The sequence below is a fragment of the Caulobacter segnis genome (assembly GCF_023935105.1).
In the GTDB taxonomy this organism is placed as follows: domain Bacteria; phylum Pseudomonadota; class Alphaproteobacteria; order Caulobacterales; family Caulobacteraceae; genus Caulobacter; species Caulobacter segnis_B.
Genome location: NZ_CP096040.1, coordinates 2861686 through 2884574 on the forward strand (window position 1 = coordinate 2861686; position 22889 = coordinate 2884574).

General features: G+C 68.0%; 20 protein-coding genes and 1 riboswitch. Of the genes, 8 read left to right on the forward strand and 12 right to left on the reverse strand.

The genetic code is table 11. The features are described 5' to 3' along the window. Positions 1–4: 4 nt before the first annotated feature. Entirely contained in the window at positions 5–1954 is a 1950-nt protein-coding gene (locus tag MZV50_RS13460; protein ID WP_252629692.1) for a TonB-dependent receptor plug domain-containing protein, read from the reverse strand. 149 nt (positions 1955–2103) lie between these two features. Beyond that, a riboswitch (cobalamin riboswitch) is annotated at positions 2104–2291 on the reverse strand. A gap of 36 nt (positions 2292–2327) precedes the next feature. Here MZV50_RS13460 and cobU point away from each other — a divergent pair. Then, positions 2328–2846 (forward strand): bifunctional adenosylcobinamide kinase/adenosylcobinamide-phosphate guanylyltransferase, encoded by a 519-nt coding sequence (gene cobU / locus MZV50_RS13465; protein WP_252629693.1) that lies wholly within the window; start codon positions 2328–2330, stop codon positions 2844–2846. Between the two features lie 30 nt (positions 2847–2876). Here the strand turns inward: cobU and MZV50_RS13470 are convergent, their stop codons facing one another. After that, positions 2877–4052, reverse strand: a complete 1176-nt coding sequence (locus MZV50_RS13470; protein WP_252629694.1) for an IS481 family transposase — start codon at positions 4050–4052, stop codon at positions 2877–2879. 725 nt (positions 4053–4777) lie between these two features. Between MZV50_RS13470 and MZV50_RS13480 the strand changes: the two genes are divergently transcribed. The 3 genes from MZV50_RS13480 to MZV50_RS13490 are packed head-to-tail and all read left to right on the forward strand — an operon-like array spanning position 4778 to position 7405. Continuing rightward, on the forward strand, positions 4778–6160 hold the full coding sequence (locus tag MZV50_RS13480) for an MFS transporter (protein WP_252629695.1): 1383 nt from the start codon (positions 4778–4780) through the stop codon (positions 6158–6160). Then, on the forward strand, positions 6135–6962 hold the full coding sequence (gene mazG / locus MZV50_RS13485) for a nucleoside triphosphate pyrophosphohydrolase (RefSeq protein WP_252629696.1): 828 nt from the start codon (positions 6135–6137) through the stop codon (positions 6960–6962). The genes MZV50_RS13480 and mazG overlap by 26 nt, the downstream gene beginning before the upstream one ends. Positions 6963–6964: 2 nt before the next feature. Beyond that, the gene (locus MZV50_RS13490; protein ID WP_252629697.1) at positions 6965–7405 is read left to right on the forward strand and encodes an RpiB/LacA/LacB family sugar-phosphate isomerase; all 441 of its coding nucleotides are present in this window, start codon (positions 6965–6967) and stop codon (positions 7403–7405) included. 11 nt (positions 7406–7416) lie between these two features. Here the strand turns inward: MZV50_RS13490 and hflX are convergent, their stop codons facing one another. From hflX to dusB, 8 genes are all read right to left on the reverse strand, one after another. Continuing rightward, entirely contained in the window at positions 7417–8754 is a 1338-nt protein-coding gene (gene hflX / locus MZV50_RS13495; RefSeq protein ID WP_252629698.1) for a GTPase HflX, read from the reverse strand. 10 nt (positions 8755–8764) lie between these two features. Next, positions 8765–9013: an RNA chaperone Hfq gene (gene hfq, locus MZV50_RS13500; protein WP_013079113.1), complete on the reverse strand. Its 249-nt coding sequence runs from the start codon at positions 9011–9013 to the stop codon at positions 8765–8767. Between the two features lie 157 nt (positions 9014–9170). Further along, positions 9171–10034: a D-amino-acid transaminase gene (locus MZV50_RS13505; protein WP_252629699.1), complete on the reverse strand. Its 864-nt coding sequence runs from the start codon at positions 10032–10034 to the stop codon at positions 9171–9173. Continuing rightward, on the reverse strand, positions 10035–11423 hold the full coding sequence (ntrX, locus tag MZV50_RS13510) for a nitrogen assimilation response regulator NtrX (RefSeq protein ID WP_252629700.1): 1389 nt from the start codon (positions 11421–11423) through the stop codon (positions 10035–10037). Next, complete coding sequence (locus tag MZV50_RS13515; protein ID WP_252629701.1) at positions 11420–13681, reverse strand: sensor histidine kinase NtrY-like; 2262 nt, start codon at positions 13679–13681, stop codon at positions 11420–11422. The genes ntrX and MZV50_RS13515 overlap by 4 nt, the downstream gene beginning before the upstream one ends. Positions 13682–13751: 70 nt before the next feature. Continuing rightward, on the reverse strand, positions 13752–15173 hold the full coding sequence (locus tag MZV50_RS13520; protein WP_252629702.1) for a sigma 54-interacting transcriptional regulator: 1422 nt from the start codon (positions 15171–15173) through the stop codon (positions 13752–13754). 2 nt (positions 15174–15175) lie between these two features. Next, positions 15176–16306, reverse strand: a complete 1131-nt coding sequence (locus MZV50_RS13525; protein WP_252629703.1) for a two-component system sensor histidine kinase NtrB — start codon at positions 16304–16306, stop codon at positions 15176–15178. After that, the gene (gene dusB / locus MZV50_RS13530; protein ID WP_252629704.1) at positions 16303–17310 is read right to left on the reverse strand and encodes a tRNA dihydrouridine synthase DusB; all 1008 of its coding nucleotides are present in this window, start codon (positions 17308–17310) and stop codon (positions 16303–16305) included. Before dusB ends, MZV50_RS13525 begins: the two co-directional genes overlap by 4 nt. A gap of 98 nt (positions 17311–17408) precedes the next feature. Here dusB and MZV50_RS13535 point away from each other — a divergent pair, with 98 nt between their 5' ends. Genes MZV50_RS13535 through MZV50_RS13545 form a run of 3 tightly spaced genes read left to right on the forward strand, consistent with a single transcriptional unit; the run spans position 17409 to position 20200 of the window. Beyond that, a complete protein-coding gene (locus MZV50_RS13535; RefSeq protein WP_252629705.1) occupies positions 17409–18557 on the forward strand; it encodes a bifunctional 2-C-methyl-D-erythritol 4-phosphate cytidylyltransferase/2-C-methyl-D-erythritol 2,4-cyclodiphosphate synthase in 1149 nt (382 codons plus the stop codon). 36 nt (positions 18558–18593) lie between these two features. Then, positions 18594–19085, forward strand: a complete 492-nt coding sequence (locus MZV50_RS13540) for a CinA family protein (protein WP_252629706.1) — start codon at positions 18594–18596, stop codon at positions 19083–19085. Beyond that, positions 19085–20200, forward strand: coding sequence for an FUSC family protein (locus tag MZV50_RS13545; RefSeq protein ID WP_252629707.1), 1116 nt, complete (start codon positions 19085–19087; stop codon positions 20198–20200). Before MZV50_RS13540 ends, MZV50_RS13545 begins: the two co-directional genes overlap by 1 nt. Here the strand turns inward: MZV50_RS13545 and MZV50_RS13550 are convergent. Continuing rightward, a complete protein-coding gene (locus MZV50_RS13550) occupies positions 20197–20673 on the reverse strand; it encodes a type II toxin-antitoxin system RatA family toxin (RefSeq protein ID WP_252629708.1) in 477 nt (158 codons plus the stop codon). The two genes, MZV50_RS13545 and MZV50_RS13550, sit on opposite strands and share 4 nt — an antisense overlap. 2 nt (positions 20674–20675) lie before the next feature. Next, entirely contained in the window at positions 20676–21653 is a 978-nt protein-coding gene (lipA, locus tag MZV50_RS13555; protein WP_252629709.1) for a lipoyl synthase, read from the reverse strand. A gap of 83 nt (positions 21654–21736) precedes the next feature. Between lipA and MZV50_RS13560 the strand changes: the two genes are divergently transcribed. Then, complete coding sequence (locus MZV50_RS13560) at positions 21737–22813, forward strand: alpha/beta fold hydrolase (protein ID WP_252629710.1); 1077 nt, start codon at positions 21737–21739, stop codon at positions 22811–22813. The last annotated feature ends 76 nt before the right edge of the window (positions 22814–22889 follow it).

Here is a 22889-nt window from a genome sequence, read left to right on the forward strand (position 1 = left end):
CGGCCTAGAAGCGCGCCCGCAGGCCGACGAAGGCCCCGCGTCCGGGCGTGCCGTAGTTCAGGATGGCCTGATAGTCCTTGTCGAAGGCGTTCTCGACGCGACCGAAGACCTCGTAGGTCTCGTTGATCGTGTAGGCGGCCCGCAGGTCGACCAGCGTATAATCCTTCACCACCTGGGTGTTGAGATCGTTGTTGTAGGTCTTGCCCACGTAGCGCGCCGCCACCGTGGTGGTCAGGCCCACCGGCCAGCGATAGGCCGCCGACAGATTGCCCATGTTCTTGGGGCGACGGGTCAGCTGCTTGCCCTTGCTGGCGCCCGACTCCGACTGGGCGTCGGTGTAGGTGTAGTTGCCCGTGACCGTCAGGCCCGCGACCGGCTTGATCTCGCCGATCAGCTCGACGCCTTGCGCCTTGGTCTTCTGGACGTTGCTGTAGTAGCCGAAGCGCGGGGTTCCGCCGGGCGCGCACAGCGGATCGGTGCCGCCGGTGCACGAGAAGAAGCGGATCTCGTTGTCGGCCTCGCGCTGGAACCAGGTGGCCGAGGCGCGAGCCTTGCCGCCGAAGAAGCGTTGCTCGACGCCGGCGTCCCAGCTGTCGAACTTCTCGGGCGACAGGTCCAGGTTGCCGTATTCGCTGTAGAGCTCGTAGAGACCCGGGGCGCGGAAGCCCTGGCCGAAGCTGGCGCGCAGCACGGTGTTCCCTTCGTTCAGCGCCCAGGCGGCCGAGGCCTGGCCCAGGGTGTGCGAACCGTAGGTGTCGTGGTCTTCGTAGCGGACGCCGGCGGTCAGGGTCAGACCCTTGACCACCTCGGCCTGCAGCTGGCCATAGACGCTGTCGACGCCGACCTTGCCTGTCTTGAACACCGGGTTCGGGTCGAAGGTCGACGGCGAGCGCGTGCGCATGCGCGCCTTCTCGCTCTCGGCCCCGAAGGTGGCGCTGAACACGTCGGTGAACGCGAACACGCCCTGGTACTCCCAGCGTTTGTTCTTGCCGGCGGCGTCGAAGGTCTGCGGGACGGTCGGGCGCAGCGGGTTGATGTTCTCACGGTCCGTGTCGGTGTAGGCATAGCCGACGCGGTTGTTCCAGCGGCCGTCCAGCAGGGCGAAGTTCAGGCCCGTATAGACGACCAGTTCCTCGGTGCGGCCGTATTCGCTGCTGTCGCCGTTGAAGGTGTCGAAGTCGTTCTTGCCCTTCGAATAGACAGAGCGAACCTCGGCCGAAACCGCGTCGCTGAACGTGTAGCGCAGACGACCCGACAGGCCTCGGTTCTGGTAGCCGTCGGTCTCCTTGCCGGTCTTCCAGGCCGAGAAGCCGTCGGTCGAGTAGAAGCCGCCGGCCACCCGCCAGGTGATCTTGTCGCTGGCGCCGCCCAGGCCGGCGCGCAGATAGCCGGTCTGGCGCGCGCCGCCTTCGACGTCGACCGAGGTCGTGAACGGAACGGTCGGATCGGCGGTGACGATGTTGACCACGCCGCCGATGGCCTGGCTGCCCCACAGGGTCGACTGGGCGCCGCGCAGGATCTCGATGCGCGAGATGTCGCCGACCAGCAGGTTGCCGCTGTTGAAGCCGCCCTGGGTCGAGGACGGGTCGTTCAGCTTGACGCCATCGATCAGCACCACGGTGTGCTGGGTCTCGGCGCCGCGGATGTTCAGGCTGGTCGAGGTCCCCGGCCCGCCATTGCGGGTGAAGCTGACGCCCGGCGTCTGGGCCAGGAGCTCGACGATGGAAACCGCCTGGCTGGCCTCGATGGCGCCTTGCGTCAGGACGGTGACCGACGCCCCGACCTTCTCGATCGGCTGGGCGGTGCGGGTGGCGGTGACCACCAGTTCGGCGACGCCATTGGCGCCGGTGTTGCCGGCGACGTCGGCCTCGGGCGCCTTCTGGTCGTCTGCGTGGGCGGCCCCGGCGAGCAGGACGGTAGCGAGAGCGGTGGAGCTGATAAGCGCTCGGATCATGGTCTTTCCCCTTTTCGAAACGACCCGCGCGTTGATCCGCGACGCACTCGCAAGCCCGCAAAAGCCACGCGTACGCCCCGGACCGCGGCGCGGCCCTGTGACTGTCGTTTCTCGGGAGACCCCGTTCGTTTGGCGCACCCCGGCCAAGCGATGAACGACCACGCCGGGCAGGTCTCCTGGCTCGCGGGTCGTTGCTCTTGGCGTCGCCTTCCCAGGGTCTGGACCCCAGTGGCATGTGACGCGAGAGCTCGCCGCTTACAGTTGCGGGGGCAGCCGAGGTCTTGAACCTCGTTCCCTTTTAATCCTCTTTCGAGGAGCCTGACGCGCCGCCAGCCCTATATGCTGCGCCGCACACCGTCAATGTGGAGCTTCCATGACATCGACCCTGGTGCTGGGCGGGGCCCGTTCCGGCAAGAGCGCCTTCGCCCAGAAAGCCGCGGAAAACGTGGCGTTTGGCGGTCGCCCAACCCTGATCGCGACCGGTCAGGCGTTCGACGACGAGATGGCCGAGCGGATCGCCCGCCACCGGGCCGACCGAGGCGAATCGTGGATCACCATCGAGGCGCCGCTGGACCTGTCGGGCGCGATCACCGCCCTGCCCGCCGACGCGGTCGCCGTGGTCGACTGTCTGACCCTGTGGCTGTCGAACCTGATGCTGGCCGAACGCGACGTCGAGGCGGCGGCGACCGAACTGGTCGCGGCGGCGGCGGCCTGCCCCGCCCGGCTCTGGCTGGTCAGCAACGAGGTCGGCCTGGGACTCGTCCCCGAGACGCCGCTGGGCCGCCGTTTCCGCGACGAGGCGGGACGATTGCACCAGCGGCTCGCCCAGGCGGTCGACGAGGTCTATTTCGTGGCGGCGGGATTGCCACTGCGGCTGAAGCCACAGGGGTGAAGGGTGAGCGGAAATCCCTCTCGCATGTGTTCAGACCGGAGACAAGGTGGACACATGTTCGGGGACATGGTGGACGGTTTTGCTCTGACGTAGGTCGATCTGGGCCACGACGTGACGGCGGTAGCAGAGGTCGAAGAGGCCATCCTGGTTGGTGGCGCGTAAGGCCATTTGCTTTCCGGCGAAGGCCTTGGATGTCCGCAAGGTGCGGCCCTTGAAGGCGAACTGGCCGCTGCTGCTGATCTTCCGCACGGTGGCCTGGGGCTCGTATTCTGGCGGGCGGATGCTGTCGGGCATGGATCTTTGACTCATGCGATAGCGGGTGGCGGGGGTGTCCATGGCCAGGGCTTCGTGAGGCCGCTTGAGGTTGTAGACCGTTCGCCAGGCGTCGAAGGCGCTCTGGGCGTGGGCAAGGGACCTGAAGGTTCGCGCGTCGAGCGCCTCGGCGTTCAGGGTGCGATGGAAACGTTCGTCCTTGCCCTGGGTCTGGGGATGATAGGGGCGGCCGTGAGAGACGGCGATATCCAGATCCATCAGCCAGACGCTGAAGCTGGAGTGCTCGCCATGACCGGCTGAACCCCAGGGCGGGCCATTGTCGCACAGGATGCGCCAGGGCAGGCCGTAGCGGCGGAACACCGCCTCCAGACGCTCGCGCACCGTCTCGCCCGTCTGGTCGCCGCACGCCCCGACCTCCAGGGCGTAACGGGAATGGTCATCCAGCACCGTCAGGGGATGACATCGCCGCCCGCCCAGCGCGAACCAGCCCTTGAAGTCCATCTGCCACAGGTCATTGGGCTCAGCGTGCTCGAACCGGATCCAGTCGCGCGCCTGATCGGCTCCGGGGCCGTTCAGGGCGCCGTGTCGGCGAACGATCTGGGTGATCGTCGAGGCCGATGGCGGCTGGGCAAGACCTTGGTTCTGCAACACACGGCGGATCTTGCGCCCGCCCCAGGCCGGATGCTCAAGGCGAACCGCCATGACCTGCGCCTCCCGCTCGGGCGAGCTGCGGCCCGGAGCGCTCAACGGCCGACGCGACCGATCGCTCAGCCCCTCAACCCCCGCCGCCTTGTAAAGCGCCAACCACTTGTAGGCCGTCGTCGGACTGATCCCGAAGCGGCGACAGAGCAGTCGCACCTTACCCCCGGGCGACAGCGCAAGCCGGCAAAACTCTTCCCGTTGAGACACTAAAGAACACTCCCTGAACGGCATGTCGGCTCCTCCGCCTCATGCCAAAAGTGTCCACCATGTCCCCGAACATGTGTCCGCTATCTCCCCGATCTGTACAGCATGGAGAGAGGGATTCACGGGGATTGAACCCGCCGTATCCTCGGAGTTCGCGAGGTGGAGTCCATGCAAATCAATAACTTGTCGATTTCAGACGCCGCTGAATGATCCGCGTTCAGGCCTCCACCATACTGATCCCATCTCGTCGGGAGGAAAGGGCGCGTGGCCAGCGACCATCGTGGCGGCGGGGGGCGATCGAGCGGGGACAGGTCCGAGGGGGATACTCGGACAGTCCGGGGCTGGGCTTGCTGGGCTCACCCGCCCGCCGTCGGCGTGGTTGGAGGCAAAAGGGTCTGTCCTGATCAGTATTGATCCGCCCTCTTCGACCTTTGGGCTTCCGAGGAAACTCGGAGGCCTGGGTCCCGGTAAGGCCTGAACAGGGCCACCTGACGGGACGCTGGCGAATAACGGTCGCGCGGAGCGTCCTGGCTTCGTCGAAACGGTATCAACTAACTCACACTCCGGACGTCGTCCGGCGCTCCGCGTCCCTTTCCAGAAACTTCAGCGGCCAGCCGCGTGAAGCGGTGGACGCACGCCACGAATTGAGGAAGAGGCTGGCGCAGATGACGCAATGCCCGCACACTCGTTCAAACGGCCGTTCATCGGCCCTTGTGTCCAAGCGCGAGCAACAGCGCGGGGAGGAGTAAGCGATGACGCAGCGTAAATCGTCATGGGCTCTGGCCAGGTTCGCCGCGCCGGCCGTCCCGATCGCGGCGATGGGCTTGCCGCTGGTCGTCTATCTGCCCGAGTACTACGTCACCTCGCTGGGCCTTTCGCTGACCACGGTCGGCGCGGCCTTCCTGATCGTGAAGCTGCTCGACATGCTTCTGGATCCCGTGCTGGGCGGGCTCATGGACAACACGCGGTCGCGCTTTGGCCGCTTCCGGCCTTGGCTAGCGGCCGGCACGCCGGTGATCGCCATCGGCGCCTTCGCCCTGTTCATGGCGCGGCCCGGCGTTGGTCCTCTTTACCTGTGGTTCTGGCTGTCCGTCGTCTATGTCGGCTATTCGATGGTGGTGCTGTCGCAGACCGCCTGGGGAGCGGTTCTGTCCAGCGACTACCAGCAGCGCTCGCGTGTCTTCGCCTGGTGGCAAGGCGCCAATGTCGTCGGCATGATCCTGGTGTTGTGCCTGCCGCCGATCGTCACCGGCGTGTTCAAGGGCGACCACCTGGACAGCATTGCCGCCATGGGCTGGTTCATCGTCCTTCTGGCGCCGCTGGCCGTCCTGCTGGCTGTGACCACGGTCGGAGAGCCCGCCGCGCCGCCGCGACACGGCAAGACCAGTCTCAAGCAGTACTTCGGTTTGCTGGGCCGCCCGTCGGTGCAGCGCCTGCTGACCGCCGACCTGTTGATGGGCCTTGCGCCCGGCATCGCCGGCACGCTGTTCCTGTTCTACTTCGAGCGCATCAAGGGTTTCGACAAGACCCAGTCCGGCATCCTGCTGCTGATCTACTTCATCGCCGCCCTGGCCGGCGCGCCGATCTGGCCGATGCTGGCCAAGCGGATTGGCAAGCACAAGGCCCTCGCCGTGGCCTCGGTGGTCTACGCGGTCGTGCAACTGGCGACGGTCTTCATGCCGCCCGGCGAAGTTGTGCTGGGCATGGTCATCCTGGTCCTGGCCGGCCTGCCCTATTCCGCTGCGCAACTGCTGGTGCGGGCGATGATGGCCGACATCGGCGACGAGGAGCGGCTGGAAACCGGCGTCGACAAGACCGGCTTGCTCTATGCGATCGTAACGGGGACGGTGAAGCTGGGCTACGCCCTGGCCGTCGGCGTCTTCATCATCCTGGGCGCCCTGGGCTTCGACCCGAAGACGCCGACCGCCGCCGGCGACGCCGCGCTGGTCGGACTCTACGCCTTCGCGCCGGCGATCCTGGGACTGGTGGTCGCAGCCGTCATGATGCGCTATCCGCTGGATGCGAACCGCCTCGCCGAGATCCAGCGCCAGCTCGCGGCGCGGGACGCGGCGGCGGGCGCGCAACCGTCTCCAGCCGAACCGGATCCCCATGCCCTCCACGCCCCCGCCGAGTGACGTCCAGAGCCAAGACGGGCATCCGATCTTCCGCCTCGTGGAGATCATGGCCAAGCTGCGCGACCCGGCCGGCGGCTGCCCCTGGGACCTGGAGCAGACCTTCGCGACCATCGCGCCCTACACGGTCGAGGAGGCCTACGAGGTCGCCGACGCCATCGAGCGCAATGACCTGCCGGACCTAAAGGAAGAGCTCGGTGACCTTCTGCTGCAGGTCGTCTTCCATTCGCGGATGGCCGAGGAACAGGGGGTGTTCGACCTCAAGGACGTGGCCGCGGCCATCAACGACAAGATGATCCGCCGCCACCCGCACGTGTTCGGCGACCACGCCTATGACGACCTTTCCGCCCAGGTGGCGGGTTGGGAGGAGCTGAAGGCGCAGGAGCGCAAGGCCAAGGCCAAGACCGGGGTGCTGGACGACGTGCCGGCCGGCCTGCCCGCCCTGACCCGCGCCGTGAAACTGACCAAGCGCGCCGCCCGGGTCGGTTTCGATTGGCCGACGGCCGCGCAGGTTCTGGAGAAGCTGCGCGAGGAGACCGAGGAGATCGCCGTCGAGATCGAGGCCGGCGACATGGCCAAGGCCCGCGAGGAACTGGGCGACATCCTGTTCGTCTGCGCCAACCTGGCTCGCAAGCTGGACGTCGATCCCGAGGACGCCTTGCGCGCCACCAACGCCAAGTTCACCCGCCGCTTCGCCTTCGTCGAGGCGGGCCTGGCCGATCGTGGCAAGACGCCCGACCAGTCGGACCTGGCGGAGATGGACGCGCTGTGGAACGACGCCAAGGCGGCTGAAAAACAGGGCTGACCATGCGCATCGCCATCGCCTCGGACCACGCCGCCATCGCCCTCAAGGCAGAGTTGGCGCGGTGGCTGCGGGCGGAAGGCCATGACGTGACGGATCTGGGCGCGGACGACGACGCTCAACTCGATTACCCCGACCATGGCTACAGGCTGGCCGAGCACATCGCCGGTGGCCGGTCCGACCGAGGCGTCGCCCTGTGCGGCTCGGGAGTCGGCATCTCCATCGCCGTCAATCGCCACCCGGCGTGCCGCTGCGCGCTGGTCAACGAGCCGACCGCCGCCAAGCTCAGCCGTGAACACAACGACGCCAACGTGATCGCGCTGGGCGCTCGGCTGGTGTCGCTGGACATGGCCAAGGCCTGCGTGGCCGCCTTCCTCGCGACGGTCTTCCTCGGCGGACGCCACGGCCACCGCGTCGAGAAGCTCGGCGCGCCTAGTTATCGCTGATGGCGCCGCGGCTACTCCGCCGCGCTGATCCGGGCGTCGGGGAACTGGCGCTCGAAGCGACCCAGGGCCTGGCTGTCCAGCCGCGCGACCAGGGCGACCTCGCCGGCGGGACCGTCGTAACGGCTCAGCACCCGTCCGTTGCGATAGATCCACGCCAGGGCCTGGCCGTCCTGGGCGTCCAGTCGCACCTCGACCGGCGGCGAGTCATCGATCAGACCGCCGATGCGGCGAAGCAGGGCCTGGCAGCCCTCGCCGGTGACCGCCGAAACCGCCGAAGCCTCGGCGCGGCGCGCCTGGCCGTCGATGACCTCGCGGTCTTCCTCGCCCAGCAGGTCGATCTTGTTCCAGACCTCGACGACGGTCTTGCCCTCGTCGAAGGTGACGCCCAGTTCGCCCAGCACGGTCTCGACGTCGCGGGCCTGGGCCTCGCTGTCGGGATTGGCGACGTCGCGGACGTGCAGGACGACATCGGCCTCCTGCACCTCCTCGAGGGTGGCGCGGAAGGCCTCGACCAACTCGTGCGGCAGGTCGGAGATGAAGCCCACGGTGTCGGACATGATCGCCGGCCGGCCGTCGGGCAGCTTCACGGTCCGCAGGGTCGGATCCAGCGTCGCGAACAGCATGTCCTTGGCCAGAACCTCGGCCTCGGTCAGGCGGTTGAACAGCGTGGACTTGCCGGCGTTCGTGTAGCCGACCAGGGCGACGGTCGGGTACGGGACCTTCTTGCGGGCGCTGCGGTGCAGGGTCCGCGTGCGGCGCACTTCCTCCAGCTCTTTCTTGAGCTTGGTGATCGTGCCCGCGATCAGGCGGCGGTCGATTTCGATCTGGGTCTCGCCGGGACCGCCGGTCGAGCCGGTGCCGCCCCGCTGGCGTTCCAGGTGGGTCCAGGTGCGAACCAGGCGCGAGCGCTCGTAGTCGAGCCTGGCCAGCTCGACCTGCAGCTTGCCTTCGCGGGTCCGGGCCCGACGGGCGAAGATCTCGAGGATCAGCCCGGTGCGGTCCACGACCTTCACCTTCAGCGCCTTTTCGAGATTGCGCTGCTGGATGGGTGTGAGCTGGTCGTCGAAGACGGCGACGTCGATATGCTCGACCTCGCAGATCGCCGCGAACTCCTCGACCTTGCCCTTGCCGAACAAGGTGGCGGGCGTGACCACGCGCAAAGGCGCGATCATCATCTCGACGACCTCGAGATCGAGCGCGACCGCAAGGCCGACGGCTTCCTCGAGCCGGGCGTTGGGATCCCGGGCCTCGAGGGCCGCCTGGCCGCGCAGCTGCCGCGCCGGATGGATGACGAGCGCCTTCAGGATCGGCGCGGCGTGGTCAATCGACCTGGATGTGGATTTGGACAAACGTCTCTAATCAGTCGTCGGAGTCGGCGCTGGGCTCATAGAGCTGAACGGGTTGCGCCGGCATGATGGTGGAGATGGCGTGCTTGTAGACCAGTTGCGACTGGCCATCGCGACGCAGGAGGACGCAGAAGTTGTCGAACCAGCTGACCACGCCCTGCAGCTTGACGCCGTTGACCAGGAAGATGGTGAGCGGCGTCTTCGACTTGCGCACGCTGTTCAGGAAGGTGTCCTGAAGGTTTTGCTTCTTTTCGGCGGACATACGGGGGTTCCCCTCTCGTTGTTCTCGGAGGGCAACACGCCCCCCACACAAACAAGACCATGCTAGAGGATTTTTCGCCGAAAGCGACAAGCCGTCGGCGAAAATTTCCGCAAGGTCACGCGATGCCTGGCCGTCCCGGTCGAATATTCGTCCGACATCAGACCGCTTTTTGACGCGCCCGCTCAATATAGAGACGCCGCAGCCGCGTCGCCACCTCGCCCGGCTTACCACCACCCAGCTTGACGCCATCGACCTGCACGATCGGGGTCAGCAGCGAGCCCGCGCCGGAGATGAAGGCCTCCTTGGCGGCTTGGGCCTCGGCGATGGTGAAGGGCTTTTCGCTGAACGGAACGCCCGTCTCGCGGATCACCTCGAGCAGGGTCGATCGGGTCACGCCGCGCAGGATGTTGGCGTTGGTGTCGCGAGTGCGCAGCACGCCGTCGCTGTCGACGATCCAGGCGTTGGACGAGGCACCCTCGGTGACCAGGCCCATGTCGTCGACGAACCAGGCCTCGATCGCCCCGCGCTCCCGCGCCGCCTGCTTGGCCAGGGCGTTGGGCAGCAGGCCGATCGACTTGATGTCGCAGCGCCCCCAGCGGTTCTCCGGCACGGAGATCACCGAGGCGCCGACCGCGGCCTTGGCGTCGGCGGCCGCGCGGTCGACCGACTTGGCCGTGATCACGACCGATGGGAGGACGGCGGGGTTCGGAAAGGCGTGGTCGCGCTTGGCGACGCCGCGCGTGACCTGAAGGTAGCAGAGGCCTTCCTTGACCTTGTTGCGCCGAACGGCCTCGCGCAGCACCAGGGTCAGCGCGGCCTCGCTCATCGGATGGGCGATGCGCAGTTCGTCCAGGCTGCGCCACAGACGGGCGAAGTGCCCCGCTGCATCGGCCAGCTTGCCGTCGAACACGGCCCAGACCTCATAGACGCCATCGGCCAGCTGATAGCCGCGATCCTCAATATGGACGGCGGCCTCGCCATGACGCACGAAGCGGCCGTTCACATAGGCGAAACGCGACATCTACTCTTCCTCTTCGGCCCGGGCGCCGGCGACGCCGAGGGATTTTAGCTTTCTGTGCAGCGCCGAGCGCTCCATGCCGATGAAATTGGCGGTGCGCGAGATGTTGCCGCCGAACCGCAGGATCTGGGCGTTCAGGTATTCCCGCTCGAACAGCTCACGCGCTTCGCGCAGCGGCAAGGCGATGATCCGCTCGGCGCCGATCGCCCCGGCGTTGCCGGCGCTGGGCTGGTCGGCGCCCGCCAGCATTTCGGCGGTGATCAGGTCGCCGGGCTCGCCCGAGGCCAGGATTAGCATCCGCTCGACGTTGTTGCGCAGCTGACGGACGTTGCCCGGCCAGGTCTGGACCTGCAGCGTGGCCAGCGCGTCCTCGCCCAGGCGGCGACGCGCCAAGCCGGTGGCTTCGCTGATCTTCTCGACGAAATAGTTGATCAGCTCGGGGATGTCCTCGCGACGCTCGGCCAGGCCCGGCACACGCACCGGCACCACGTTCAAGCGATGGAACAGATCCTCGCGGAAACGGCCGCCGGCGATCTCGTCGCGCAGGTCGCGGGAGCTGGACGAGATGACCCGCACATCCACCTGGACGTCATTGTCGCCGCCGACCCGGCGGAAGCGCTGCTCGACCAGGACCCGCAGGATCCGCCCCTGTGTCTCGCGCGGCATGTCGGCGACTTCGTCGAGATAGAGGGTGCCGCCATGGGCCCGCTCGAACACCCCGATCTTGCGAGGCCGGCCGCCCTCGCCTTCCTCGCCGAACAGTTCGACGTCGAGACGTTCGGGCGCCATGCCGGCGGCGCTGACGGCGACGAACTCCTGCTTGGCCCGGGTGCTGGCGCCGTGGATCAGGCGCGCCACCAGTTCCTTGCCCGAGCCCGGCGGGCCTGACACGAGAATGCGGCTGTTGGCCGGCGCGACCTTCAGGATCAGCTGGCGCAGCGCCTGGGCTGGCGCCGACTTGCCGATCAGGCCATCGGGGGCCAGGGTCTGGGCGCGCAGGCGACGGTTCTCACGGCGCAGGCCGGCCGCCTCCAGCGCCCGCTCGACGATCAGCAGCAGCCGATCGGACTTGAAGGGCTTTTCCAGGAACTCATAGGCCCCGCGCTTGATGGCGCTGACGGCGGTCTCGATATTGCCGTGGCCCGAGATCATGATCACGGGCAGATCGGCGTCCAGCGACTTGACCATGTCCAGCAGTTCGAGGCCGTCCATGCCACCGCCCTGCATCCAGATATCCAGGACCAGCAGGGCGGGCTTGCGGGCGCGGATCGCGGCCAGGGCCTGGTCGGAATCAGCGGCCGTCCGAACCGCGTAGCCTTCATCCTCCAGGATTCCGGCCACGAGTTCACGGATATCGGCCTCGTCGTCCACCACGAGAACATCGGCGCTCATATCATCTCCTCAACGCCGCTTTGATCCGCGACGTTATTGGGGGCCGCGGCGGGTAGACGCGCGGTCGTCGGAAACTTCAGGATCACGCGGGCTCCGGGAAGCGCGCGCGCGTCGGTCAGGGCCAGGCTGCCGCCATGGTCCTCCATGATCCGCTTGACGATGGCCAGGCCCAGGCCTGTCCCCTTCTCGCGGGTGGTCACATAGGGTTCGGTCAGGCGATCCCGGTCCTTGGCGGGCAAGCCGACGCCATTGTCCTCGATCGTCACGCACAGGTCGTCGGCGTCGGACACGAGCTTGGCCGTAATGCGTCCACGCAGGGCGGGTTCGACCAGCCGGCGCGCGCCCACCGCCTCGCCGGCGTTTTTCAGGATATTGGTGAGCACCTGTCCGATCATCCGCTCGTCGCAGGTCGCCCAGACATCGTCGCCCTCGGAATGTTCGAGGATCACCTCGATCTCGGCGTCCTGGAAGCGCTGGGCGAAGACGGCCTGCCGCAGCATCTCGGTCAGGTTGGCCGGCGCGAAGCGCGGCGCGGGCATACGGGCGAAGGCCGAGAACTCGTCAACCATCCGGCCGATGTCCCCAACCTGCCGGATGATCGTGTCGGTGCAGCGATCGAAGGTCTCCAGATCGCTGGCGATCTCCTTGCGGTACTTGCGACGAAGGCGCTCGGCAGACAGCTGGATCGGCGTCAGCGGGTTCTTGATCTCGTGGGCGATGCGGCGCGCGACATCCTTCCAGGCGGCGTTGCGTTGGGCGGCGACCAGACGAGTGATGTCGTCGAAGGTCAGAACCAGGCCCTCGGCCACGTGACCGGCGGCGCGGACGCGCAGTCGGCGGGTCTCGCCCTCGCGCATCAGGTCCACCTCGACGTCCGTGTCCGGGCGGCTCTCCTGCAGCGCTTCCATCACGGGTTCGAACTCGGGCGCCAGCTGGATCAGGTCGATGCCCAGGGCGTCATCCGGCAGGCTCAACAGAGTCACCGCACGGCGATTCACGGCGGAGACCTTGCCGCGCTCGTCCAGGCCCACGACGCCGGCGCTCACCCCCGACAGCACGGTCTCGATGAACTGGCGACGACTTTCGGCGTCCAGGCTGGCGGCCTTCAAAGCGGCCTGCTGCAACTGCAGCTCGCTGGTCATCATGTTGAACGCGTTCGAAAGCGCGCGAATCTCCTCGGGGCCCGTATCGGCCTCGACCCGCGCATCCAGATCGCCGCCCGACACGCGGCCGGCGGCTTCCACCAGGCCGGCGACCGGCCCCGCGATGGAGTTGGCGGCGGCGATGCCGACCCAGACGGCGGCGACCAGGACCAACAGCGCCGTTTCCAGATAGCTGAGCCCGAAGATCGCCTGGATGCGTCCCCGGCTCCGCTCGGCGTCCCGGTACGAGACCAGGGCGTCCTGGGTCTCGATCAGGTGGTTCAGGATGCCCTTCTCGATCGGTCGGACCACATAGAGATAGGCGTCCGGAAAGGCCTTCAGGCGATACAGCGCCCGGAAGAGATCGGCGGACACGAAGCGCTGGGCGGTGACCTCTCCGCTGTCGGTCGCTTCATAGCTGGATGGCGGCGGCGCCAGGAATGGCGGGGCGTCCTTGAGCTCCGCGCGCGCCAGGATGCGTCCGTCGCGGTCCAGCACATAGGCGGCGGCGAAGCCGTTGTCCTTGGTCTGGTCGGCCAGGAAGTGGCCGAACGCGACGGGCGAGTGCGCCAAGGCGGGCGCCACCTCGTTCAGGTTGGTCGCCATCGGGCCGATGTGCTCGGAGATGTATTTGGTCTGCTGCTCTACGTAGGAATTGGCGACCTTGGCCGAGTTGCCGACCACGGTCTGGACCCGCTGGCTGAACCAGCCGTCCACGCCTCGGTTGACCAGCACGCCGAAAAACAGCGCCACGATCACGGCCGGCGCCACGGCCGCCAGCGAGAACAGACCGACGAAGCGCAAGTGAAGACGCGCGCCGGCGTCGCTGGCCCGAGCGTCGATCAGGTCGTAGAGGCGCAGACCGACGATGGTCGCCACGCCCAGGATCAGGACCAGATTGAAGCTCAGCACGACCAGGATGACGGTGCTGGCGGTGCTGATCGAATCGGTGCGTGGCGGCGAAGAGGCCAGCGCCACGCCGGCCACGGTCAGGATCGCCGCCAGGGCGTAGCCGCCCCCGATCAGGTATCGCGACCGCAGGAGCTCCCGCCACCAGGCCCGGCTGAACCGGGTCGGCGGGTCGTCCGATCCCGTCGCATAAGCCACTGAAGACATCGCCCCGGAGTTTAGGAGCGTGTGTCCCAAATTCAACAGTTATGTGCCGCGAAAGGCTCAGGCGTCTCCCTTAGCGGCGACCTCGGGTCATCTCCACGCCCAGGTCCTGGATCTTCTTGCGCAGGGTGTTGCGGTTCAGGCCCAGAATTTCGGCCGCGCGTACCTGATTGCCCCGCGTCGCCGACAGGGTCAGCTGGATCAGCGGACGCTCCACTTCCTGCAGGACGCGGTCGTAGAGACCGGCCGGCGGCACGCCATCGGGCTGATCGGCGAAGTGCGAAGCCAGGTGGCGCTCGACCAGGGTCGACAGGGTCACCGGCCCCTCTTCCGACCGCACCGCCGGCGTATGATCCTGCAGCTCGCGATCGACGATACGGGCGGTGATCAGCTCCTCGGCGTAGAGGGCGCACATCCGGCGCATCAGGTTCTCGAGTTCGCGAACATTGCCCGGCCACGGATGGGTCTTCAGGCGGTCGAGCGCGCTCTGGTCGATGGTCTTGGCGGGCAGGCCTTCGCGAGCGGCGCGCAGCAGGAAGGTGCGGGCCAGGTCCGGAATATCCTCGGCGCGGTCGCGCAGCGGTGGCAGACGAACGGGGGCGACGTTCAGGCGGAAGAACAGATCCTCGCGGAACAGGCCCTGCTGGATCAGGCCGCGCAGGTCGCGGTTGGTGGCCGCGATGATCCGAACATTCGGGCGGCGGCCAGTCTTGGGATTGATCACCGGCTCGGTGCCGTCAATCACTCGCAGCAGGCGGGTCTGGGCGTCCAGCGGCATGTCGCCGATCTCGTCCAGGAACAGGGTGCCGCCATCGGCCTCGACGAGGCGACCATTGTCACCCTCCCCGCGCCCGAACAGCTCGGCCTCGACCCGCTCGCGCGGCACGGCGGCCAGATTCAGGACCACGAACTTGCCGTCGCGACGACGGCCCAGCTCGTGCAGGGCGCGGGCGACCAGCTCCTTGCCGGTGCCGCTCTCGCCCAGGATCAGAACCGTCAGGTCAGCGCCAACCAGGCGGGCGATCGTGCGATAGACCTCCTGCATTGGCGCCGAGCGGCCGATCAGCGGCAGGCGCTCGTCGCGCATGGCGCGGGCCTGGGCCTTGGAGGCCTCGGCGTCGGCCGGACGCGACAGGGCGCGCCGCGCCGCGGCGGTGACGTCGTCGAGATCGAAGGGCTTGGAGACGTATTCGAACGCGCCCGCGTCGGCGGCGTTGACCGCCGTCAGCAAGGTGTTCTGGGCGCTCATCACGATGATCGGCAGCTTGGGCCGCTCCTTGCGGATGCGCGGCAGCACGTCGAACACGTTCTCGTCGGGCATCATCACGTCGGTGACGACCAGGTCGCCCTCGCCGTCGGTGACCCACTTCAGAAGCGTGGTGGCGTTGCCCGTGGCGCGGACCTGATAGCCCAAGCGCGTGAAGGCTTGGCTGAGCACCAGACGCACCGAGCTGTCGTCGTCGGCGATCAGGATCTTCTTGCTCGCGGCGTTCATGCTCAGGCGTCTCCGGAAAGAGTATCGGGGGCCCCGTTCTGGGGGGCGACCGGCAGCAGCACGCGGAACACGGTGCGACCGGGTTCGGACTCGAAGTCGATTAGGCCGCCGTGGGCGGTGACCAGCTTGGTGACCAGGGCCAGGCCCAGGCCGGTGCCGTTGACCTTGGTGGTGACGAACGGCTGGAACAGATGCTCGCGCAAGCTGGCCGGCACACCGGGACCGTTGTCGATCACCTTGACCTCGATCGGCGCGCCGCTGGTCGACTTGCCGTCGGCGCCGCGCACCCTGACGCCAGGGCGCCAGGCGGTATGGATCGAGATCTGGCCGCGATCGTCGCCGCGCATATGGGCGGCCTCGGCAGCGTTCTTGGTCAGGTTCAGGAAGATCTGGATCAGGTGATCCTCGTCGCCCCAGACCGGCGGCAGCGACGGATCGTAGCTTTCCTTAAGCTGCAGGCCATCGGCCACGCCGTTGGCGACCAGGGCGCGGACGCGGTCCAGCACCTGGTGGATGTTGACCGGTTCACGCGGGGTCGGGACTTCGTCGGAGAAGGCCTCCATGCGGTCGACCAGGCGGCGGATGCGATCGGTCTCGTCGACGATCAGCTGGGCCAGCGGCTGGTCGACGGCGCTGGCGCCGGTCTTCAGCAGCTGGGCAGCGCCGCGGATGCCGGCCAGCGGATTCTTGATCTCGTGAGCCAGCATCTTGCCCAGGCCCACGACCGAACGCAGACCGGCCGCGTCGGCGCCGCGATCCACGCCCAGGACGCCCTTCACGTGCAGGGTCAGCAGCACCGAGCCGTCGCCTAACGGCGCGGCGGCGCCGTCGGCCTCGAACGGCGGCTGGCCGAACAGGTTGACCTCGACCCCGTGTTCGCGAACCAGAGCGCCTTCGGTGATGGCGCGATCCAGCAGCGAGACCAGCACCGAGCCCGGCGGCAAGGCGGCGCGGAAGCGGCCTCGGGCCAGCAGCGACAGACCGTGGCCGAACAGCGCTTCGGCGGCCTCGTTGACCGCCACCAACCCACCCTCGCGGTCGACCACCAGGGCGGGCTCGGGGCTGAGGTCGAACGCGGCGGCCTTCAAGGCCTCGGGGGCGACGCCGCCCAGGACGCGGGCACGGTCGGTCATGCGGCTAATCTCCCGCCCGCCAGCCACAGGTCGCGCAGGGCGGCCTCCACGGCGGCGGGGTCCTCAAGGCGGCACAGGGTTGCGCGGGCGGCCCGCCGCGCCTCGTCCGTCTCGGGCCAAGGCGCGGCCTCGATGTACGAGGCCAGGTGCTTGCGAAACATCTTCAGGCCCAGTCGCTCGCCATAGAACGACAGGCTGCGGCGGAAATGGGTGAGCGCGATGGCCAGACGCTCCTCGGCCTGCGGCTCGGCGAAACCCCGGCCCTCGAGCGCGGCTTCGATCGCGCCGGCGATCCAGGGGCGGCCATAGACGCCTCGGCCGATCATCACGCCGTCGGCGCCGGACTGTTCCAGCGCCAGGCGGGCGGTGTCGCCGTCGACGATGTCGCCGTTGACGAGCACGGGGACCGACACGGCCTTCTTGACCGCCGCGACGGCGCTCCAGTCGGCGACGCCCTTGTAGAACTGGTTGCGGGTGCGGCCGTGCACGGTGATGGCCTTGGCGCCGACGGCTTCCGCGCGCCGGGCGATGTCCGGCGCGTTCAGGCTGTCGACGTCCCAACCCAGGCGCATCTTGACCGTCACCGGCACGTCGACGGCCTGGACCGCGGCGGCCACCAGGGCCTCGGCCAGATCGGGCTCGCGCATCAGGGCCGAGCCACAGGCGGCGCCGGCGGCCACCTCCTTGGCGGGGCAGCCGAAGTTCAGGTCGACGATATCGGCGCCGGCGTCCTGGGCCATCCGCGCGCCCTGGGCCATGAAATCGATATCGCGACCGACCAGTTGGATCACGGTCAGCGGAAGACCTTCGCCGACCGCCGCGCGACGCACGACATCGGGACGCCCCCTCGCGAACTCCGCGCTGGCCACCATCTCCGTCGCCACATAGGGCGCTCCAAGCGCCGTGGCCGTTTCTCTGAAGGGCAGGTCCGAGACCCCGGTCATGGGCGCAATCCACACCCGACCAGGGACCTCGATCCCGCCGACCTCGAGCTTGTTGCTCATTTTGTGATCATCCCCGTAGCCACCTTTTTAGGCATATTGTGCGCCGCAGTAAAGCCCCAACGACTGGACATCGGCGGCGGCCGGACTAAACAGCCGCCATGACCTTTTCCGCCGTGATCGTCGCCGCCGGCTCGGGTACTCGCGCCGGGCCCGGCCAGGCCAAGCAATGGCGGCTCGTGGCGGGCAAGCCGGTGTTGCGCTGGTCGGTCGAGGCGTTCCTGGCCTCGGGCGCGGCGCAAATCGTGATCGTAACGACCGAAGACGGCGGACAGGCCCTATACGACGTCCTAGCCGGGCTGAGCGGATGGAGCACGGCGCTGGGTGGCGCGACTCGCGCCCTGTCGGTCCAGTCAGGTCTCGCCGCGCTGGCCGCCCGCCCCGTCGACGAACCAGTCCTGATCCACGACGCGGCTCGCCCCTTCTTGAGCGGCGACACGATCGCTGGCGTCCTGCGGGCGCTAGAAGACGCCGACGCCGTTCTGCCTGCCCTGCCCGTCGCCGACACCTTGAAGCGCGCCGAGCCAGACCAGAACCCGGTCACGACCTCCCGAGAGCATCTCTGGCGCGCCCAGACGCCCCAGGCCGCGCGCCGCGAAACCCTGCTCGCGGCCTACGCCGCGTGGTCCGGCGGCGAGCCGACCGACGACGCCCAGGTGGTCGAAGCCGCCGGCGGTCGCGTGGCCATCGCGCCCGGCGATCCGCTCTTGATGAAACTCACCTATCCCGAGGACTTCGCCATGGCCGAACGGCTCGCCGGCGCCGCGCGCATCACCCGAGTCGGCCAGGGCTTCGACGCCCACCGCTGGGGCCCCGGCGAAGAGGTCTGGCTGTGCGGGGTGGCGATCAAGCACGACGAGACCCTGATCGGCCATTCCGACGCTGACGCGGGCCTCCACGCCCTGACCGACGCCATCCTGGGCGCGATTGGCGAAGGCGATATCGGCGACCACTTCCCGCCCACCGACCCGAAGTGGAAGGGCGCGGCCTCGGACCTGTTCCTGAAGCACGCCGCCGAGCTGGTCACCGCCAAGGGCGGCGCGATCGTCAATGTCGACGTCACGCTGATCTGTGAACGACCCAAGATCAAACCGCACCGTCAGGCCATGCGCGAGCGGCTGGCGCAGATTCTGGCGTTGCCGCTGGACCGGGTCAGCGTCAAGGCGACCACGACCGAGAAGATGGGTTTCACGGGCCGTGGCGAGGGCCTGGCCGCCTCGGCGGTCGTGGCGGTCGAGACGCCGGCCTGAACCGGCTAAGGTAGCGGCGCGAATCCGGAGAGCCCGATGTTTCCGCTGGAAATCCAGACCCTAGCCCGGCTGCTGATCGACGAGGCCCGCGAGAAGTCGTTGCGCGTAGTGGCGGCCGAAAGCTGCACCGGTGGCCTGGTGGCCGGGGCGATCTGCTCGATCTCGGGCGCGTCCGACGTCTTCGAGCGTGGATTCGTGACCTACACCAACCGCGCCAAGTCCGAGATGCTAGGCGTTCCGGGCGACCTGATCGCCGATCATGGGGCGGTCTCGGAGCCCGTGGCGCGAATGATGGCCGAGGGCGCACTGCGCGAAAGCAATGGGCATGTCGCCGTGGCCATCACCGGCGTCGCCGGTCCCGGCGGCGGCACGCCGATGAAGCCCGTGGGCACGGTCCACTTCGCCGTCGCCCGCGCCAACCGCTCGGTCGTCCATCGACACGAGCGCTTCGACGGCCAGACCCGCGAGGCCGTTCAGCTGGCGGCGGTGCGCACGGCGCTGGAGATGCTGCGCGAGGCGGTGGGCTAGTGCCCGAGACCGCGCCCAGCGACTGGCGGCGGTTCACGGGCCGCAATCTTTCGCAGAGGGCGCTGAAGGCGGCCGCGGCCCGCAAGACCGAAATCCGCCACGCCATCCGGGTGTCGGCCGCCGTCGGCGCAGCGTTCGCCATCGCGACGCTGCTGCGCTTGCCGCAAGGCTATTGGGCGGTCTTCACCGCCGTCATCGTGGTGCAGTCCAGCCTGGGCGCGACGATCACCGCCTCGGTCGAGCGGTTCATGGGCACGGTCGTCGGCGCCTTGGCCGGCGCCGCGGCGGCCTATTTCCACGCCCAATGGCCCGAATTCGGGGGCGTCATCCTTTGTGTCACCGTGGCGCTGCTGGCGTTCCTGGTGTCGATGCGGCCATCGCTGAAGGTCGCGACGGTCACCGCCGTGATCATGCTGATCGGCACGACCACACACATGGACCCGCTGATCGCCGCGGCGCTACGCGTGGCCGAGATCACGGTCGGCGGTGTCGTCGGTGTCGCCGCCACCTTGCTGATCTTCCCGGCGCGCGCCCACGCCTCCGTCGTGTCCAGCATCCAGAAGATCGCCGGCCTGCAGGCCCATATCCTGGACAGCCACGTCCTCAGCCTACGCGGAACGCCAGGCCCGACCGACTATCTCAAAGCTCAGGACGACCTGCGCGCCGCGCTGGCCAAGTTGCAGGCGGGCGTGACCGAGGCGGATCGCGAAAGCGCCAGCAAACTCAGCGACCGCTCGGTGTCCGACGCCCTGCCCCGCACGCTCTGGCGGCTGCGCAACGACACCGTGATGGTTGGGCGCACCCTGCACGAGCCTCTCCCCGCGCCCGATCTGGCGCCGGCCGCCGCCGACATGCTCGAGGCCAGCGCGCGGTTCCTGCGCGACACCGCGGATCTGCTGGCCGGCGGCCCACGTCCGGAGCGCATCGCCTTCGCCGAGGCGCATCAGGCCTTTCAGAACTGCGTCGAAGGGCTGCGCAAGAAGGGCGTGACGCGTGACCTTGTGTTCGACGACGCCGCCCGGGTGTTCGGCCTGGTGTTCGCGATCGAGAACCTGTTCGCCAACCTTAGCGACTTCGAGGAGCGGATCGAGGAAGCGGTCGCCAAAAATGACTAGAGCGAAGGGGCAGGCTTCACACCGTAGACCTGCCGGGCGCGATCCTCGAAACAGGCGATCAGCTTGTTGGCCGCCTTGTCGATATTGGCGGCCAGCATGGCGTCCAACAGCGCGGCCTTGAAGGCGAAGTCGATCACGAACTCGATGCGAGTCGCGCCGTCCCCGTTTCCGATCTCCGGAACGAATCGCCAGCCGTTGATCAGCCGCTTGAATGGGCCGTACAGCAGGCTGACGTCGATGGAGAGCGCCTCGCGGTCGCGACGGACACGGGTGGCGAATTTCTCGCGCAGAAAAGAGAAACCGACCTGCGCCTCGGCGTCGACGGTGCTGACGGCGCCGTCCTCGCGGGCGTTCCAGGTGCGCATGCCGGTGATCCACGGCACGAACTTCGGATAGGCCTCGACGTCGCCGACCAGGTCGAACAATTGCTCCGGCGCGTACGGCAGGACGCGCGTGACGGTATGGCGATGCAAGATTACGCCGTGCGAGCGTCGAGCGCCCGACGGGCGGCCTGCAGCTTGGCGAAATCGTCGCCCGCGTGGTGCGACGAGCGCGTCAGCGGGCTGGACGAGACCATCAGGAAGCCCTTGGCCCGGGCGATCGCCTCATAGGCCTTGAACTCCTCAGGCGTCACGAAGCGGTCGATGGCGGCGTGCTTGCGGGTCGGCTGCAGGTATTGGCCGATGGTGATGAAGTCGACGCCGGCCGAGCGCATGTCGTCCATGACCTGCATGACCTCCTCCTTGGTCTCGCCCAGACCGACCATCAGGCCGGACTTGGTGAACTGGGAGGGATCGCGCTGCTTCACGCGGTCCAGCAGGCGCAGCGAATTGTAGTAGCGGGCGCCGGGGCGGATCTTGAGATAGAGGCGCGGCACGGTCTCGAGATTGTGGTTGAAGACGTCCGGCTTGGCGTCGATCACCACGTTCTCGGCATTGTCCTTGCGCAGGAAGTCCGGCGTCAGGATCTCGATGGTCGTGCCGGGGGCCGCCGCGCGGATGGCAGTGACCACCTCGGCGAAGTGGCGGGCGCCGCCGTCCAGCAGGTCGTCGCGGTCGACCGAAGTGATGACCACGTGCTTGAGCCCCATCTTGGCGACGGCCTCGGCCACGCGGCGGGGCTCATCGGGATCCAGCTGAGTCGGCAGACCGGTGGTGACGTTGCAGAAGGCGCAGGCGCGGGTGCAGATCTCGCCCATGATCATCATGGTCGCGTGCTTCTGGCTCCAGCACTCGCCGATGTTCGGGCAGGCCGCTTCCTCGCAGACCGTGTGCAGGCGGTTCTCCCGCACGATGCTCTTGGTCTCGTTGTACTGACCCGAGCCGGGTGCGCGGACTCGCAGCCAGTCGGGCTTGCGGAGCACCGGCGTGTCCGGGCGGTTCTGCTTTTCGGGATGGCGCACCGCCCGGTCTTCCGGGCCGCGAGCCTTGAGGGTGTCGATCACCGTGGCCATGGCGCCTAAATCGGTCTTCTTGGCCTTCGGATCAAGCGCTCGATCTTGCTTAAGGCGACGATGCGCGAAATGACTGTCTGCGTATGCGTCGCCGTCCTCTCGCTGTCGCCCTGGCCCTGGTCCCGATCCTGACCGTCACCGCCTGCGGCGACGGAGCCGCGCGCGCGCCATTCGCCGACAGCCGGACCCCGCCGTCGCTGGGATCCCGCTTCTATCCGCCGCGGGGCTGGACCTGGGGTTTCGTGCGCAGCGGCGAGGGCCCGGTCCAGCGCTACGGCGTCTCGTCGCCGCCTGGCGTCCCGCGCGCCACCATCCTGATCCTGACAGGCTACGGCGAGAGCGCCGAGACATGGTTCGAGACGATCTCGGAGCTCGACGGCCAGGACTTCACGGTCTGGGTGCTCGAACGCCAGGGCCAAGGGGGCTCGGAACGGCAAACCCCGTGGCGAGATCTCGGTCATGTCGACAGCTTCGATCCCGACATCGCCTCGGTCCGGGCCTTGATCAATGGCGTCATCCGGCCGGGAAATGATGCGCCGCTCGTGGTGGTCGGTCACTCGGAAGGCGGCCTCGTCGCCCTGCGCGCGGCCGAGCAGGGCGCGCCCATGGACGGCCTGGTGCTGTCGGCGCCGGCCTTCGGCCTGAGCGACCTGCCTCGTTCGCGGGCCGAGTTCGCTCGCTTCGCGCCCGCCATGCGGAACTTGCGGTTGGGCTGGATCCGCGCGCCCGGTCAGCGCGGCTGGCGACGCGATGGTCCGGACGGCGTGCAGGCCGGACTGACCCACGACACGATGCGCGGCAAGGTCCAGGCCGCGTGGATGCTGGCCAATCCCGATCTGCGGATGGGCGGACGCAGCCTGGGTTGGTACGCTGCCTTCCTCGACGCCAGCGACGCCGCCGCGCACGGTGTTCGCCAAGTCAACACGCCGATCCTGATGCTGGACGCCGGCAAGGACCGGGTCGTCACGGCCTCGCCGCAGAACCGCCTCTGCGGCGAGATGATCGACTGCAAGGAGACACGCTACGCCGAGGCTGGCCACGACCTGCACATGGAATCGGACGCCATCCGCAGAGCTTGGCTGGCGGCGATCGTCGATTTCACCCGCGCCAGGATCGATGCCAAAGCCCCGCGTCACAGGGCTGAGCCTCACGGTTTGTGACTCTTTCTTGCAAAGCTGGACCTTCCCCGGCAGACTCCGCGTTTAACGAACGAGAGCAACTTTCGCTCTTCGGGGA